Source organism: Craurococcus roseus, from assembly GCF_039523795.1.
GTDB classification, from domain to species: Bacteria; Pseudomonadota; Alphaproteobacteria; order Acetobacterales; family Acetobacteraceae; genus Craurococcus; species Craurococcus roseus.
Window position 1 is genome coordinate 131,769 of sequence record NZ_BAAAFZ010000008.1, and the last position, 14,824, is coordinate 146,592.

Here is a 14,824-nt window from a genome sequence, read left to right on the forward strand (position 1 = left end):
CCGCTTCGTGCGTGTTCAAGCGGCGGAGGCGAGGCCGGCGGCGCGCTTGCCGCCGTGGATCGACGGCGCGGCATCCACGAGCGCGCGGGCGTGCGCGAACAGGTCGGCGGTGGGGAACACGAGCCGGCCGTTCACCACGCGCCCCGCCAGCGGCCAGCGCTCCAGGGTGCGGTGCGAGACCGGGAAGAAGTAGCGCGTCACCAACTCGGCGCCCATCCGGCGGTCCACGTTTACCGGCAGGGTCGAGAGGTCCGGCAAGCCGGGGGCGGCAGTGGGAACGGCGGTCTGCATGGGTCCTCCTCGGCGGCGCGCGGCGGGGCGCCGCGGCCGCCGGAGGACTAGGACATGGGCCGTCCCGACTTCGCCCGTGCCAATCCAGAATTCCCGCCCTGGCCTGCGGGTGAGTTGCGGTCCCGCAAGCCTCGGATGATGCGGTCCGCCACCTCTTTGGGCGGGACGCCACTGGTGGCAGCCAGGGCTCTCGTCAGCGACACCTGTTCATTGAAGGCCCCGGCGGCCCAGCGCTCGGCGGGTTCGCCGGGCGCAATCTCCCCAAAGGTGCGCTCCTCGTTCAGCTCCAGGATTTGGTCGCGCCACCGTTCCACCGCGACCGCGGGCTTCCTCTTAACCCCGACAAGCACTTCGGAACCGGTGATGGCCTTTGCGACGGCGGCGGCGGCGGCGGCCGTCCGCTTCGCCCCGCAATCCATGGCTATCTGCATGGCTGCCGCGCCATCCGCCCGCGCCAACAGCTTGTAGAGGGGCAGCTTCGGCCGGCGTCCTTGCGTCGCGTCCTCTCCGCCATCCATTCGCAAGCGGCGCTTGCCCGCGTCCGGCAACAGCATCGGGTGGACGTCGCCCTCATCCAGCGCGCGAAGCGCCGTGGCGAGATTGCGCAAGGGACCGGAGAGGCTGCACACCTTCAACGTCCCCTCCCTTCTACTTTCAAGGGCATCGACGAACAGCCCGAGGTGGACGACCATATCCGTTGCGGCCGTCCGCTGGTCCTTTTCCGGAGCTGCCTGAATGCGGGCCAGCTCCGCCAAAAGCAGACGCACCGCTTCCATGAGCGGCTTGCCTCGGAATGGATTCATGTCGTCGTTGTCACGGGCAGGCGCGCCACCCGCGCGTCCTCCGCCCGCCCCTCGATGGCCGCGGCGAGGATCGCGCCCCACACCTCCATCGCCCTCACCTGCTCGGGCCACCGCTGCGCGCGCTGGTACACGCCCAGCACGCCGCCCCGGGTCGCGGCCTGCCGGTGGTTCAGCACGGCGTCCACCACCGGCTCCGCCACGCCCCCTTCGCCGAGCGCGGTGGCGAAGGAGCGGCGGAAGTCGTGCCAGCGCCACCCACCGAACGCGGCGTCGCACAGCGCCGCCTTCATGTCGCTGAACGTGTCCACTGGCTTCCGCGACTTCGGGGCCGGGAACACCAGCCCCGCCCCCGGCGCGCCCGTCGCCGCGTGCCGCTCGCGCAGGATGCCTAGGGCGAGCGGAGGCAGCTGCACCCGGTGCAGATCGCCGTTTTTCGTTAACGCCCCGGGCTGCGTCCACACTCCGGCGCCAAGGGCGACGTGCGCCCAGTCCATCGCTGCCGCCTCGCCCCGCCGGCACGGCACAGCCAGGAGGAAGCGGATCAGGTCGCGGTGGACGGGCGCCAACCCGTCAGCCTCGCCGGCCGCGTGCCAAAGCCGCGCCAGCTCGGCCGGGGCGAGGTGGTGCTGTCGGGCGGCCACCGCCCGCGGGCGCCGCGCCTTGGCCACCAGCGCGCACGGGTTCAGCGCGACGTGCCCTTCGTCCTGGCACCAGTCGAAGAAGCGGGAAAGGGCGCCGAAGCGGTGGCGCGCCGTCGCCGGCATCGGGGCGAACGCGGCGAGCGCGGCGCGGAGCTCGGCGACGCCGATCTCGGCCACCGGGCGGTCGCCCGCCTTCATCGCCGCCACCGCCGCCTTGACGTGCGCGACCTCATCGGCGGCGTGGGCGGCGGAGACGGTGCCGGTGCCGCGCAGCTTCGGCCGCGACGGGAGGGCGGTGGCGCAGTCCTCGACCAGCCGGTCCATCGTGAGCGCGCGGCGCTTCGCGGCTCCAGCGATGGCGGCCCGCTTGACGGCGGCGGGGTCGGCGCCCGCCTTCGCCTCGCCCTTGATCCGCCCGGCCGCGTTCCGCGCCGCGTCGGGCGAGTGCGTCTCCGGGTTGCCGATGGTGACGCTGCGCGTCGGGAACCGCTTGCCGGTGCGCGGGTCCGTCCCGCGCGCCTTGTAGTCGAAGCGCCAAGCCATGCCGGTGGGGTTCACCACCAGCGCCAAGCCGCGGCACCCGGCGTCGCCGATCAGCAGTCGCTCCCCCGGCCGGCGCCGGCGCCATGCCGCGTCCACCGTCGCCTTGGTGATCCTCGCCGGCCCTTCGCGTAAAACCCGCACCGCGCCGCCCTCTCTGACCGGACCCCAATCAGCGGGGGGTTTCCTGACCGGACGGAGCGTGCGGAGGCAAGCGGAAAGCAGCGTAGGTCAGTGGGGCCCCAAAAAGCTTGATTCGAAGTGGTTTCTGAGGCGAGCGCGGAAGGCAGCGGGGGTCGGCGGAAATGGGCGGGAGCAAGGTCCCGGTGCCTCTTAATCAGCGGGTCCTAGGTTCGAGCCCTAGTGCGCCCACCAACGCCCGAGAGGAGCGCGGGAGCCACACGCCCCCGCGCCGCTCCGTCTCACAGATCCTGCATGCTGGACACCACCCGGCCCACCATGCCGTAGGCGATCGCTTCCTCCGTGCCCATCCAGTAGTTGCGGTCGGTGTCGCGCTCCACGCGCTCATAGGGCTGGCCGGTTTCCCGCGCTATGATGCGGTTGATGCGTTCGCGCATCTTGATGATCTCGCGGGCCTCGATGTCGATGTCGGTCGCCGGGCCGCGCACGCCGCCCATCGGCTGGTGCAGCAGGAAGCGGGTGTTGGGCAGGCAGAGGCGGCGGTCCTTCGCGCCGGCGAGGAAGATCAGCGCGCCGGCGCTCGCCACCCAGCCCGTGCCGATGACGCGCACGGGTGCGACGGCGTCCACGAAGCGGATCATGTCGTGGATGGTGTCGCCGCTCTCGACGTGGCCGCCGGGCGAGTTGACGAAGACGTCGATCGGCTTGTCGGAAGCGCCGGCCAGCGCCAGCAGCCGCCCCGTCACGTCGCGCGCGAGCTTGTCGGTGATGGCGCCGAACACCAGGACCTTGCGCTGGCCGAACAGCCGGTGCTCCAGCTCGTTGATCGGCGAGGAGAGGGTCTGGTTGTCCGAGGGCTCCCGCGGCTCGGGACCGGTCGGCTCCGGCACCTCGGGATCGTCGTCGTCGTCCAGCCGCGGGGCCGCGGCCCGGTGCCGATCGATCATGTCGTTCTCCTCGCGTGTCGCGTCGCGCGGCTCCAGGCCGCGCGCCTGAACCGACAGGTAGCACGGCGGCGCCGATCTTCCACGGGCTTCGGCAGGAATCCGCCGTGTTCCCCCGCTCATTCCGCACGGATGCCGAGGCGGTTGATGAGGCCGCCGAACGTCCCCCACAGCTCGCGCAGCAGCGCCATGAACTCGTCCGGGCCGCGCGGGTCCACCTCCACGCCGAGCGGCTCGAAGTGCCGGCGCAACGCGGGTGTCGCCAAGCCGCGCTTCACCTCGACCACCAAGCGGTCGACGATCGGCCGGGGCGTGCCCATCGGCACCATCAGGCCGTTCCAGCCGCCGATGTCGTAGTCCGGCGGCCCGCCGGCGGCGGCGATGGGCGGGACGCCGGGCACCAGCGGGGAGGGCCTCGCGGTGGTGAGGCCCAGCGCCCGGAGCTGGCCGTCCTGCACCAGCCGCAGCGCCGCCGCCGGCGTGTCGATGCCGTAATTCACCTGCCCGCCGAGCAGGGCCGCGAGGGCCGGGCCGCTGCCCTGGAACGGCACGTGCAGCGCCTCGATCCCGGCCTTGGCGTTGAACAGCGCGGTCAGCAGGTGCTGCGCGCCGCCGACGCCGGACGAGTTGTGGCTGTACTTGCCGGGGTTGGCGCGCAGCAGGGCGAGGAAGGCGGGCAGGTCGGCGGCCGGGAAGTCGGGCCGCACCAGCAGCATGAAGGGCGCGATTCCGTAGCTCGCCACCGGCATCAGCTCGCGCTCGACGTCGTAGGGCGTCCGGGTCACCAGCGGCCCGAAGCTGATCGGCCCGATGGAGGCGGCGAGCAGCGTGTACCCGTCGGGCGCCGCCTTGGCGACGGCGTTGGTGCCGATCTGCCCGCCGGCGCCGGGCCGGTTCTCCGGCACCACGGTCTGCCCGAGGCGCTCGGACAGCCACTGCGCGATCAGGCGGCCTTGGTGGTCGGTGGACTGTCCCGGCGGCCAGGGAATGACCATCCGCAACGGGCGCGACGGCCAGGGCGCCGCGGTGGCGGGCGCTTGGGCGAGGCTTGGACGCGGCGCGAACGGCAGCAGCGCCGCCCCAGCTCCGAGGACCGTTCAGCGGTTCATGACCCTTTTCCTCCCGTTGTTGCCGCGGAGCTTACGACGGCGCGGCGGCGCCGGTCAGGATTTTCCCTCGCCGGCGACCAGCCAGGTACGAGCCACGAAGCGGTCGGGCCGCGTGGCGCGTTTCGACGGCGTTCCGGGCCTGCTCATCGAAGATCCGCGGCAGGTGCGGCTTGACCGGCCGCAGCTTCTGCCTGCCCGCCGCCGCCGCCGGCGCGTGGTTCAGGCCGCCCGCGCCTCTGAGTCCGGGAAATTCAGCTCCACCGAGACGCCGTTCGGGTCTTTCAGGAAAAGCTGGATCTGCCCGTCGCGCGGCACCACGCGTTCGGCGTACTCGACCCCGCGCTCGGCCAGCTTGGCCTTCATCGCCCGCAGCCCGGTGCAGGAGAAGGCGACGTGGTCCAGCAAGCCCGTCTGCCCTGCGGCGCGCGGCGGCAGGTCGCGTTCCGTTTCGCGCGGGCCGATCAGGTGCACGGTGGGCTGGCCGCCCGTGTAGAGCCAGTACCCGGGAAAGGGCAGCGGCGGGCGGTGGCCGACTTCGAGCCCGAGCAGCTCCACGTACCAGTCCTTGGTTTCCTCCAGGTCCACCGGCCGGAGCGTGTAGTGGTGCAGTCCGTGCAGCGGCATGGCGTCGTCCTCCCCTCCTCCGGTCGGCTACAGGAAGCGCGGATTGGGCGGGAGGCCGAGCAGGTGCCGGCCCACCTCCTCGAGGTGCGACGCCCTGCCCTGCACCTGCTGCCCGGCGGCGTGCAGGTCGCGGAAGCGGCGCTCGAAGGGCTGCGACTCGAAGATCGCGGTTGCGCCGGCTTCCGTGTAGGCCCAATCGCCGACCTCGCGCGCGCGGTGGATGGCGCTGGTGGCGGCGAGGCGGATGGCCGCGCGGTGGTCCAGCGTCAGGCGGCCGCCGCTCCGCGCGTGGTCCCAGCACCCGCGCAGCGTTTCCAGCAGGAAGGCGCGGGCGGACCGCAGCGTCGCCACCGCTTCCGCCGTTTGGCGCTGCACCGCGGCGCTGTCGCGGAGCGTGGCGGCGGAGGCGCGCGGGGTCTTGTCGCGGGCGAGCGCCACGAAGGCGTCCAGCAGCCCGCGCGCGATGCCGAGCGACACGCCGGCGAAGCCCGACGCGTAGAGGTGGGTGGTGCTGAAGCGGTACAGAGGCGCGTCCACCCGCCGCTCGGCGTCGGTGTCGCGCTGGAGGCTGCAGGCTTCGGGGACGAACAGGCCCTCGACCGCGTAGGTGTCGCTCCCGGTGCCGCGCAGGCCGATCACGTCCCAGGCGGCCGTCCACGCGGCGGCGTCGTGGCGGAACAGCATCGTGCGCTCGACCGGCTGGCCGTCCGGGCCGAGGCGGATGGTGCCATCGGGCTCCTGCACGCGGCAGTGGCCGCCCATCCAGGCGGCGTGGCCGTGGCCGCTGGCGAACTGCCAACGGCCGGAGACGCGGTATCCGCCCTCCACCACCTTCGCCACGGCGCCGCCCATGCCCCAAGCGAGCACGGCGCGCGGGTCGTCGCCCCAAACGGCGCGCGCCACCGCCGGCTCCACGTAGGCGGCGGCCATAGAGCAACCGGTGCCCTGGCCGAGGCACCAAGCCGCGCTGGCGTCGGCGGCGGCGACCTCCTCCAGCATCAGGACGTGCGAGGCGGGGTCCAGCTCCTCGCCGCCGTAGGCGCGCGGCAGGAGCGTGCGGAACAGGCCCGCGGCGTGGAGGGCGGCGAGCACGTCTTCCGGCAGGCGGCGCCTGGCTTCGATGCGCGGCGCGGCGGCTTCCAGAAGCGGGGCGAGCGCGCGGGCGCGGGACGCGGCGTCGGGTGGCGGGCGGACGCCGCGGCGGATGGAGTCGGCCGCCTCGACGACTGTGGCGCTCATCCTCGGCGCTCCTTCCTGGGCGGCCGGAGCTTCATCCTCCGCCCGCGCGAGCGTCAAGGCGGCCGCCCGGCGGCCCCGCGGGGTCCGCCGTCACCACGCCGCCCCGCGGTGGACGCGACGACCGCCCGCGCCGATCATGCGGGTGCGCGGGGCCGTGGCCGGAGCCCGCGACGGGCGGCTCCGGTTCTCCGCCGGATGCACGATGACGGCGGACGGCCGGACGGTGCGGAGAGGGGAAGCGAACCGAGCATGGCGGCGTCGGACACCTTGATGACCGCGTCCCGACACATCGCGGTGCGCGAGGACTGGCTCGGCTTGGTGCGGGAAGAGGCCCTTGAACCCGCCCTGCCCATCGTGGACCCGCACCACCACCTGTGGGACCAGCCGGGAGAACGGTACCTCCTGGACGACCTGTTGCGCGACACCGGCTCCGGCCACGACGTCCGCGCCACGGTGTTCGTGCAATGCGGGGCGATGTACCGCGCCGCCGGACCCGAGGAACGCCGGTCGCTCGGCGAAACCGAGTTCGCCAACGGCGCCGCGGCCCGGAGCGCGAGCGGCCGGTACGGCTCGACCCGCGCCTGCGCCGGCATCGTCGGGATGGCGGACCTCACCCTCGGCGACCGCGTCGAGCCCCTGCTCGAAGCGCACATGGCGGTCGCGGGGGAGCGGTTCCGCGGGGTCCGCAACCGCACCGCTTGGCATCCCTCGCCGGAGGTCCGCTCCAACCTGACCATGCCGCCGCCGGGGCCGCTGGCCCATCCAGGCTTCGCCGAGGGCGCCAAGAGGCTCGCCGGGTTCGGCCTGGCGCTCGACGTGTGGGCCTACCACACGCAACTCGCGCAGGTGCTCGGGCTCGCGCGGGCGGTCCAGGAGCTGGCCGTCGTCGTGGACCACGTCGGCGGGCCGATCGGCGTCGGCCCCTTCGCCGGCCGCAGGGCGGAGGTGTTCGCGGAATGGAAACGCGGCATGTTGGCGCTCGCCGCTTGCCCGAACGTGCTGGTGAAGCTCGGCGGCCTCGCCATGCAGGCGGGCGGCTTCGACTTCCACCTCCGCGACCGGCCCCCAGGCTCGGCGGAACTCGCGGAGGCGTGGCGGCCTTACATCGAGACCTGCGTCGAGGCGTTCGGCCCGTCGCGGTGCATGTTCGAGAGCAACTTCCCGGTGGACAAAGGCATGTGCGGCTACGCCGTCCTGTGGAACGCCTTCAAGCGCCTCGCTGCCGGCGCGTCCGCGACGGAGAAGGCGGCGCTGTTCAGCGGCACGGCGGTTCGCGCCTACCGGCTCGACCGGCTTCCCCCTGGCATCGCGCCCGACCTCGGGGCTTGAGGGACGAGTTCCGGGCATGGCTCGGCGCGGATGGTGAGCGCCATCGGACGCCGGCTCCGCCGGCTTCTGGCCGGCGCCGCCCTCGCCGTGTCGGCGGGCGCGCTGGCACCGGAGCGTGCCCTGGCCTGGACCTTGCGCGACCCTTGGCCGTCATCGGCGGCGGAGTTGGCCGGGATCGCGGCGCAGGAGGTCTCTTTCCCGAGCAGCAGCCCGTTCACGCCGGCGGACGCCGGGCCGTCGGCCGAGCCGACCGCCGCGCTCGGCTACCTGTACCTCCCTCGCACCGGCAGGGGGAGCGGTGGATCGGCGCCGCCGCGTTCGGTCCCGGCCGTGGTGATGCTGCATGGCGCCGGCGGCGTCCTGCCAGCGCGCGAGCACCTCTACGGCCGGCAACTCGCCGCGATGGGCGCCGCGGCCTTGGTGGTGGACGTGTTCGGCGCCCGGCGCGACCGCGCGGCGGGTTTCACCGAGCGGCTGCTGGAGATCACCGAAACCATGGCGCTCGCCGACGCCTACGCGGCGCTGCGCTTCCTGTCGCAGCGGCCGGAGATCAACCCCAGGCGCGTGGCGCTGGTCGGATTCTCCTACGGCGCCATGGCCTCCACCTACGGGGTCTGGGCCACGGCGGCCGAGCGCCTCGCGCCCGGGGGCGAGCGCTTCGCGGCGCACGCCGCCTCCTATGGCCCCTGCATCGCCCGCTTCGAGGAGAGGCGCACCACGGGCGCGCCGGTGCTGATGCTCTACGGCGAGGAGGACGAGCTGATCGTGCCGGAGCGCTGCGCCGAGTTCGCCGAGGAACTCCGCCGCGCCGGCTCGCGCACGGAGGTGATCTCCTACCCCGGCGCCCTGCACCAGTGGGATGGCGGATTGCCGCGGCGCACCGTGGGCCGGCTGCTGGGCGCGTGCCGGCTGCGGGTGGAGCGCGACGGGACGGTGCGCGACGAGCGGACGCGGCTGCCGATGTCGGGGCCGATCCTGCGCCGCGTCATCCTCGCCGCCTGCGTCGAGGACCGACCCTACCTCATCGGCGCCGACGAGGCGGTGCGGGCGCACTCCAACCGCGATCTCGGCCGCTTCCTCGACAGCGTGTTCCGCGGCGCGGCGGCGCGCGGCGGCGCAGCTCGGTGAGCGGGGCGGACGGGATCAGCCGTTGTTTTCGAAGCCCGGGTAGAGGCACATACCCCCGTCAACGAAGAGCGAGGTGCCGGTCACGTAGTCGCTCTCGTCGGAGGCCAGCCACACCGCCGCCTTCGCCACGTCCTCCGTTTCGCCGATGCGTCCGTACGGGATGAGCGTGAGGAGCTTCCGGAGCGCCTCCTCCGTCTCCCAGGCCGGGCGGTTGATGGGCGTGCGGATGGCGCCGGGCGCGATGGAGTTCACGCGGACGCGGCGCGGCGCCACCTCTTGCGCCAAGCTCTTCATCATCAGCATGACGCCGCCCTTCGACGCGGCGTAGTTCACGTGCCCGGCCCAGGGGATCACCTCGTGCACGGAGGAGACGCAGATCACCTTGCCGCGGGCGCGCGACAGGTCCGGCCGCTCCTCCTGTTCGAGGAAGCGCCGCACCGCGGCGCGGCAGCAGAGGAACTGGCCGGTGAGGTTCACGTCGATCACGCGGCGCCAGTCGGCCAGCGTCATCTCGGCGAAGGCCGCGTCCTTTTGCAGGCCGGCGTTGGCGACCAGGATGTCGAGGCGCCCGAAGCGCCGCGCGATCTCCGCCACCATGGCGTCCACCGCTTCTTCCTCGGCGACGTCGGCCTTGACGGCGAAGGCCCGCCCGCCCGCGGCCTCGATCCGCCCGGCCGCCGCCTCGGCTTGGTCGCGGCTCCCGTGGTAGTTGATGGCCACCATCGCACCGGCCGCCGCGAAAGCCTCCACGATGCCGGCGCCAATGCCGGAACTGCCCCCGGTGACCAACGCCGACTGCCCGGCCAGCGGGAGCTTTCCCTCGTTTGCCATTGTCATGGGCCCCCTCGGATCGTGGCGGTGGCCGGGCAGGGGCGCGGTCCCAGCGCCCGTCCCGGTGCCGATCTGGCAAGAACCGCCCTTAGGCCGGTGGGGTTCCCGTCATTCGCCCGGACGCGCCGCGGTGGGGCACGGCGCGATCCTCAGGCGTCCAGGTCCTTGGCGTGCGCCTTCCGGGAGCGCGGCACCGCCTGCTGCCCGGATGCAGGCGACGACGGGCCGGTCGCCGCCTCGGCGCCGGCGGCTCGGCGGCCGAACAGCTCCATGCGGTGCCCGACCAACTCGAAGCCGAGGCCGGCGGCGATCTCGCGCACGAGGCGTTCGTAATCCTCCGAGTCGAACTCGACCACCTGCCCCGAGTCCACGTCGATGAGATGGTGGTGGTGCCCGTGCTCGGCGGGCTCGTACCGGGCGCGCCCGCCGCCGAAGTCGTGCCGCTCCAGGATGCCGCGCTCCTCGAACAGGCGCACGGTGCGGTACACGGTGGCGATGGACACCTTGCTGTCCAGCAGCAGCGCCCGGCGGTATACCTCTTCCACGTCCGGGTGGTCGCGCGCTTCGGACAGCACGCGGGCGATCAGCCGCCGCTGGCCGGTCATCTTGAGGCCGCGGTCGGCGCAGAGCCGCTCGATGCGGAGCGCGTCGTCCGGCACGGCCGCCGCCGGGGCCGTGGCGGCGCCTCCCGCCCCGGGCGGCGACGACGCCCGGCGGCGATCGACGGACGCCCCGCCTTCCGGCCCCGCGCCCTCCGCCCCGCCGACGGGCAGGAAGGCCCGCCCCGCCGATTTGAGGCCGAATCTCCCGCTTCTGGACATTCTACCGTCTCCAGGGCCGCGAGCGTCGACGACACCCCGGCGCGCTCACCCGCAGTCGCAACCCGGCGTTGGGCCGGTGTCGCCCCGGATCACGTGGTGGTCGATCCACTCCGCTGCGAGCCGGCGGGCCTCGCCGAGGTGCGCCTCGGGGTGGTGGATGCGGTAGAGCGTCGCGCAAGCGTTGAACGCCGCGAGGTCTCCTACGCCGTGCGAGCGCAACTCACGGTATGCCGTGACCACGGCCCGCTCGCAGCGGCGGGCGATGGCGGACGCGTCCCGAGGGGGCAAGCTCGAACTCCCGGACCTTGTTCGGGCGGGGGCCGAGCCTTTCCGGGGCCGGCGCCGCGCGTCGCGGAGCATAGGCCGCCGTTACCGTGGACGGAACCCCGCTTCCGGTCGGTCATAAGCGGGTCGGAACTGGCACCGGGGCGGCCGGCCTTCGGGAGGGGCGCTCAGCGCCACAGGCCGGCGGCGGTCTGTTCGTTGATCTCCGCCAAGAAGCCGAAATCGGGTTCGGACGCGTCGCATTCGCGCAGCACCGTGAGGGCCAAGCCCGCGATCTGCGCGCGCAAGGCGGGGGCGAGCGCGTTGCTGGGGTCGGACACCGCCCCGTACACGGCGTTCCACAAGCGCCGGTTGTCGGCGCAGGCGCGGGCCCGGTCGATCGGCGTTCCGGCCCCGGCGCCGCGGATGGCCCGCGTGGCGCGGCCGAAGACCTCGGCCTCCATCTGCTTGGGCGTGACGCGGCGCCGGTACGCGGCGGCTCCTTGGGCAGCGGTCTTGGCGGAAGGCGTCGTCATGCGGAGGTGGCCTTTGCAGCGGCGGGGCCGCCGCCCTACGCGACGACGGGCACGCGGAACGGGGACGGACGGGGGTGGAGCGGCCGGCATCCTGCCGGCCCGCCCGCCGCGTGTCAGCGGAACAGGCTCAGGAGGCTCTGCGGCGCTTGGTTGGCGATGGAGAGCGACTGCGTGCCGAGCTGCTGCTTGATTTGCAGCGCCTGCATCCGGGCGCTCTCCTTGGCCAGGTCGGCGTCCACCAAGGCGCCGAGGCCGGTTTCCAGCGCGTCCATCTTCGACTTGTTGTAGGTGATCTGCGAGTCCACGGCGTTGCTGTCGTTGCCGAGTTGGTTCAACGCCGTGCCGATCGCCGCCATCACGTCCTTGAAGTTCTTGGGGGCGCCCGCACCCGTGGAGGTGCCGTCCAGCATGGCTTGGGCCTGGGCCTGGGTGGGCGCCGCGACCGCGGTGGCTGGGTCGGCCGCGGTGCTGAAGGTCAGGGTGTCAGCGTTGGCGATGGCGGAGATGGTGAACGTGCCGCCGCTCTCGTTGCGGACCGTGGTGATGTTGCCCTGCTGCGCCGTCTGCGCCGCGGTGGTCAGCAGCGAGTAGCCGTTGTAGGTCGAGTCCAGGATGAAGCGGTCCACCTCCGCGACCTGCTTCTGGAATTGCGCTTGGTAGGCCGTCCGCTCGTCGCCCGTGACCTTGGCGTCCGCCAGCTTCACCAGGGTCTTCTGGATGTCGCCCATCTTGGTGGAGATGGCGTTCAAGGAGCTGAGTGTCGTGTCCACGACGCCCTTGGCGCTGCCGAGTTGCTCGTTGGCGGAGGTGAGGCCGGCGACGTTGGCGCGGACCTTTTGCGCCACGGCGAAGGCGGCGCCGTCGTCCTTGGCGTCGGCGACGCGCAGGCCGGTGGAAATGCGCTTCTGAGTCACCGCCATGTCGTCGTTGGTGCGGTTGAGCGATTGCAGCGCCACCTGGGCGCCGATGTTGGTGTTCACCGAGTTCAAGGGCATGGGTTTTCCCCGTCTCTGCGGCCTGGGTCATCCAGGTCCAGGGCGGCAGCCTAGGTCGGCTGGGTGAAGGCGCGGTTAAGACGCCTTGCCCGACCTGGCCCGCCCGCGCGCAGGAGGCGCAAGCGCGACGCCGGCCGGAACAACTGCGGGGCAGGCCGCCGCTCGCGCGGAGGTCCTGCCCCGGAACTTGCCCGGACGGTGGTGGGCCGCCGCGGGTCGGGGGCGGAGTCCGCGCGTGCGGTTCCGCCCCTTTGCGTCCCGCCTAGGCGATCAGGAAGTCGTTCCCGAGGCTGGCGAGGGTCAGGCCCTTCAGGGTGACCAGGGCGGCGTAGCCGTCGCCGCCGCCGTCGGCGTCCACCGAGACCAGCACGCCGCCGGACACGGCGCTCGCCTTGGCGAAGCCGCCGGCCGCCAGCTTGGCGTAGTTCTGGCCGGTGGCGGCGAACACGCCGCGCAGGTCGAGGCGGTCGCCCTCCGCGAGGCCGAAGTCGGCGATGGTGTCGCCGCCCTCGCCCGCCGACAGGAAGGCGAAGCGGTCGCCGCCGGCGCCGCCGGTGAGCACGTCCGCCCCGGCGCCGCCGAGCAGGTAGTCGTTGCCGGCGCCGCCGTCCAGCCTGTCGGCGCCCGCGCCGCCGTTCAGCGCGTCGTTGCCGCCCCCGCCCGAGAGCGCGTCGTTGCCCCCCAGGCCGCGCAGCCGGTCCGCCCCGGCCCCGCCCGCCAGGGCGTCGGCGCCGGACGTCCCTTGCAGGAAGAGGTTCGTGGCAGTGGTCGCCACGTCGGTGAAGGAGAAGGCGCCGGGCTGCCAGTCGCTCCACACCGTCTGCGCCGCGCCCTCGACCGCTTGGCCGTTGTAGGCGGCGGCGTCGACGTACAGGTTGCGGTCGGCCGCCGCGCTGCCGCCCCAGGCGTCGTTGAGGAAGCGCACCTCGACCTTGTGCGCGCCCGCCGCCCAGTCGCCCTTCAGCGTCAGCGTGTCGCTCTGGCCGGAGCCGTGCAGGGCCGAAGCCGTGAAGGCGCCGCCGACCTGCACGCCGTCCACCAGCACCGCGTACTCGGCCGCACCCTGGTAGGCGTCCTGGCTCACCTTCAGCACCAGGCTGTCCGGGCCGCTGCCGGCCGAGATCTGCACGGGTGGATTCTGGGGCGCCGGTTGCGCCGCTTCGGTGAAGGAGAAGCTGCCCGCGGTGGTGTCGCTCATCACGGACTGCGCCGCCCCGGAAACGGCGGCGCCGTTGTAGGTGGCGCCGTCGACGTAGAGGTTGCGGTCGGTGGCGGCCGTGCCTCCCCAGGCGTCGTTCAGGAACTTCACCTCCACCTTGTGGACGCCGGCCGCCCAATCGCCCTTGAGCGTCAGCGTGTCGGACTGGCCGGAGGACCTCAGCGCCGAGGCGGTGAAGGTGCCGCCCACCTGCTTGCCGTCCACCAACACTTGGTATCGCGCGTCGCCCTGGTAGGCGTCCTGGCTGATCTTGAGCACGAGGCTGTCCGAACCCGTCCCGGCGGTGGCCGTCACCGGCGGCTTGGGCGGCACGACGACCGGCGGCTCCTCGCCGCCGCCCTGCTTCCACGCGGCGATGTCGATCTTCGTGCCGTCCCACTGGGACATCACCATGTTGTCCATGTAGGTGGTGGTCACGGCCGGCGTGGAGGCGTCGGGCGCGCCGCCCATCCAACCGTCGGCGTTGGACGCCACCATGCCCATCGCGCCGATGCCGTGCGCGACGTCGGGGATCGCGGCCGGGTCGGTCCACTCGGCCACGACGTCGCCGTTGACCTTGATGGCCATGTAGTCGGGCAGCCACAGCAACTCGTAGTGGTTCCACTGCGTCTCGTCGTAGGACTGGTTGCGGACGCTGTCGTAGACGTGGTTGCCCGAGCCGTCCTGCCAGTGCGTGGTGTGCATCACGTCCTGGCCGGGGGTCTCCAGGATGTCGATCTCGCCGTCGACGGGCCACTGGTCGCTCTTGGGCCAGGTCAGGAACACGCCCATCGTGCCTTGCGACTCTTCGACCTTCCCGTCGAATTCGATGCGGCCGTAGGTGATGGTCTTGCCGGCCTTGAAGCTGTTGAACCCGCCGGTGGTCCAGGAGCCGTCGCCGTGGCGGGTGACGGTCACCTGCATGGTGCCGTCGCGCACGAAGACGTCGTCGTTGCTCCAGGTGAACGCGCCGTTCCAGTATACGCCGCCGTCGAACGCGTTGCCCCAGTTCTCGGTCTTATAGCCCTGGGAGAAATCGTCCCGGAGGACGACATCGAAAGCGTTGGAGATGGTGCCCGACATGATGTTTCCTTCCGAGAGCTCGATCTATTTCGCGAACGATTGATTTTCGCTGTCGGAACGAAACTAGGCGTATTCAACCTACGGCTTCAACACCTAAACATCACGCAATCTTGAGTTTTCTTAAAGGCGACGCAGCAAAACAAGCCGGGGCAATGTTTTACCTTCCGTCCTGGGCCTTATGGATGAGGGCGTGGATCGCAAGGACGGTGGCGGAGCGCGCACGCTGTCCCGCAACGTCTAACCGCTGCGTAACTTTTCCGATAACGTTACAGCACCCATGACGCGCGCCGCCGGCCGTGGCAGACGG

15 protein-coding genes are annotated in these 14,824 nt (G+C 72.5%); 2 read left to right on the forward strand and 13 right to left on the reverse strand.

Features of this window, described 5'->3' with window-relative positions; genetic code table 11:
- Positions 1–15 precede the first annotated feature (15 nt).
- The 7 genes from ABD067_RS03560 to ABD067_RS03590 all read right to left on the reverse strand — a co-directional run bounded on the left by ABD067_RS03560 (position 16) and on the right by ABD067_RS03590 (position 6,332).
- Complete coding sequence (locus ABD067_RS03560) at positions 16–291, reverse strand: hypothetical protein (RefSeq protein WP_343893781.1); 276 nt, start codon at positions 289–291, stop codon at positions 16–18.
- Between the two features lie 47 nt (positions 292–338).
- Positions 339–1,067, reverse strand: coding sequence for a hypothetical protein (locus tag ABD067_RS03565; protein ID WP_343893782.1), 729 nt, complete (start codon positions 1,065–1,067; stop codon positions 339–341).
- 23 nt (positions 1,068–1,090) lie between these two features.
- The gene (locus tag ABD067_RS03570; protein WP_343893783.1) at positions 1,091–2,419 is read right to left on the reverse strand and encodes a tyrosine-type recombinase/integrase; all 1,329 of its coding nucleotides are present in this window, start codon (positions 2,417–2,419) and stop codon (positions 1,091–1,093) included.
- 278 nt (positions 2,420–2,697) lie between these two features.
- Entirely contained in the window at positions 2,698–3,363 is a 666-nt protein-coding gene (locus tag ABD067_RS03575; RefSeq protein ID WP_343893784.1) for an ATP-dependent Clp protease proteolytic subunit, read from the reverse strand.
- Between the two features lie 116 nt (positions 3,364–3,479).
- Positions 3,480–4,355 (reverse strand): Bug family tripartite tricarboxylate transporter substrate binding protein, encoded by an 876-nt coding sequence (locus ABD067_RS03580; protein WP_343893785.1) that lies wholly within the window; start codon positions 4,353–4,355, stop codon positions 3,480–3,482.
- A 333-nt stretch (positions 4,356–4,688) separates the two neighbouring features.
- Positions 4,689–5,093, reverse strand: coding sequence for a VOC family protein (locus ABD067_RS03585; RefSeq protein WP_343893786.1), 405 nt, complete (start codon positions 5,091–5,093; stop codon positions 4,689–4,691).
- 27 nt (positions 5,094–5,120) lie between these two features.
- Complete coding sequence (locus ABD067_RS03590) at positions 5,121–6,332, reverse strand: acyl-CoA dehydrogenase family protein (protein ID WP_343893787.1); 1,212 nt, start codon at positions 6,330–6,332, stop codon at positions 5,121–5,123.
- Positions 6,333–6,602: 270 nt separating this feature from the next.
- On the opposite strand from ABD067_RS03590, the gene ABD067_RS03595 reads away from it, so the two are divergent.
- On the forward strand, positions 6,603–7,661 hold the full coding sequence (locus tag ABD067_RS03595) for an amidohydrolase family protein (RefSeq protein ID WP_343893788.1): 1,059 nt from the start codon (positions 6,603–6,605) through the stop codon (positions 7,659–7,661).
- Positions 7,662–7,691: 30 nt separating this feature from the next.
- On the forward strand, positions 7,692–8,789 hold the full coding sequence (locus ABD067_RS03600; RefSeq protein ID WP_343893790.1) for a dienelactone hydrolase family protein: 1,098 nt from the start codon (positions 7,692–7,694) through the stop codon (positions 8,787–8,789).
- Positions 8,790–8,804: 15 nt separating this feature from the next.
- Here ABD067_RS03600 and ABD067_RS03605 read toward each other — a convergent pair whose 3' ends face one another.
- The 6 genes from ABD067_RS03605 to ABD067_RS03630 all read right to left on the reverse strand — a co-directional run bounded on the left by ABD067_RS03605 (position 8,805) and on the right by ABD067_RS03630 (position 14,517).
- On the reverse strand, positions 8,805–9,626 hold the full coding sequence (locus ABD067_RS03605; protein WP_343893791.1) for a glucose 1-dehydrogenase: 822 nt from the start codon (positions 9,624–9,626) through the stop codon (positions 8,805–8,807).
- A 143-nt stretch (positions 9,627–9,769) separates the two neighbouring features.
- Positions 9,770–10,225 (reverse strand): Fur family transcriptional regulator, encoded by a 456-nt coding sequence (locus ABD067_RS03610; RefSeq protein WP_343894174.1) that lies wholly within the window; start codon positions 10,223–10,225, stop codon positions 9,770–9,772.
- A gap of 261 nt (positions 10,226–10,486) precedes the next feature.
- On the reverse strand, positions 10,487–10,729 hold the full coding sequence (locus ABD067_RS03615; protein WP_343893792.1) for a hypothetical protein: 243 nt from the start codon (positions 10,727–10,729) through the stop codon (positions 10,487–10,489).
- 164 nt (positions 10,730–10,893) lie between these two features.
- Positions 10,894–11,241, reverse strand: a complete 348-nt coding sequence (locus ABD067_RS03620) for a flagellar biosynthesis regulator FlaF (RefSeq protein WP_343893793.1) — start codon at positions 11,239–11,241, stop codon at positions 10,894–10,896.
- A gap of 113 nt (positions 11,242–11,354) precedes the next feature.
- Positions 11,355–12,236 carry a flagellin gene (locus ABD067_RS03625; RefSeq protein WP_343893794.1) on the reverse strand — a complete coding sequence of 294 codons (882 nt, stop codon included), beginning with the start codon at positions 12,234–12,236 and terminating at the stop codon, positions 11,355–11,357.
- A gap of 262 nt (positions 12,237–12,498) precedes the next feature.
- Entirely contained in the window at positions 12,499–14,517 is a 2,019-nt protein-coding gene (locus ABD067_RS03630) for a carbohydrate-binding domain-containing protein (protein WP_343893796.1), read from the reverse strand.
- Between the last annotated feature and the right edge of the window lie 307 nt (positions 14,518–14,824).

Bases quoted from the DNA above. Each gene is read 5' to 3' on its own strand.
- ABD067_RS03585 (WP_343893786.1), bottom strand. From the start codon at position 5,093: ATGCCGCTGCACGGACTGCACCACTACACGCTCCGGCCGGTGGACCTG.
- ABD067_RS03625 (WP_343893794.1), bottom strand. From the start codon at position 12,236: ATGCCCTTGAACTCGGTGAACACCAACATCGGCGCCCAGGTGGCGCTG.
- ABD067_RS03630 (WP_343893796.1), bottom strand. From the start codon at position 14,517: ATGTCGGGCACCATCTCCAACGCTTTCGATGTCGTCCTCCGGGACGAT.
- ABD067_RS03575 (WP_343893784.1), bottom strand. From the start codon at position 3,363: ATGATCGATCGGCACCGGGCCGCGGCCCCGCGGCTGGACGACGACGAC.
- ABD067_RS03590 (WP_343893787.1), bottom strand. From the start codon at position 6,332: ATGAGCGCCACAGTCGTCGAGGCGGCCGACTCCATCCGCCGCGGCGTC.
- ABD067_RS03610 (WP_343894174.1), bottom strand. From the start codon at position 10,225: ATGACCGGCCAGCGGCGGCTGATCGCCCGCGTGCTGTCCGAAGCGCGC.
- ABD067_RS03605 (WP_343893791.1), bottom strand. From the start codon at position 9,626: ATGACAATGGCAAACGAGGGAAAGCTCCCGCTGGCCGGGCAGTCGGCG.
- ABD067_RS03600 (WP_343893790.1), top strand. From the start codon at position 7,692: ATGGTGAGCGCCATCGGACGCCGGCTCCGCCGGCTTCTGGCCGGCGCC.
- ABD067_RS03620 (WP_343893793.1), bottom strand. From the start codon at position 11,241: ATGACGACGCCTTCCGCCAAGACCGCTGCCCAAGGAGCCGCCGCGTAC.
- ABD067_RS03595 (WP_343893788.1), top strand. From the start codon at position 6,603: ATGACCGCGTCCCGACACATCGCGGTGCGCGAGGACTGGCTCGGCTTG.
- ABD067_RS03560 (WP_343893781.1), bottom strand. From the start codon at position 291: ATGCAGACCGCCGTTCCCACTGCCGCCCCCGGCTTGCCGGACCTCTCG.
- ABD067_RS03580 (WP_343893785.1), bottom strand. From the start codon at position 4,355: ATGGTCATTCCCTGGCCGCCGGGACAGTCCACCGACCACCAAGGCCGC.
- ABD067_RS03565 (WP_343893782.1), bottom strand. From the start codon at position 1,067: ATGGAAGCGGTGCGTCTGCTTTTGGCGGAGCTGGCCCGCATTCAGGCA.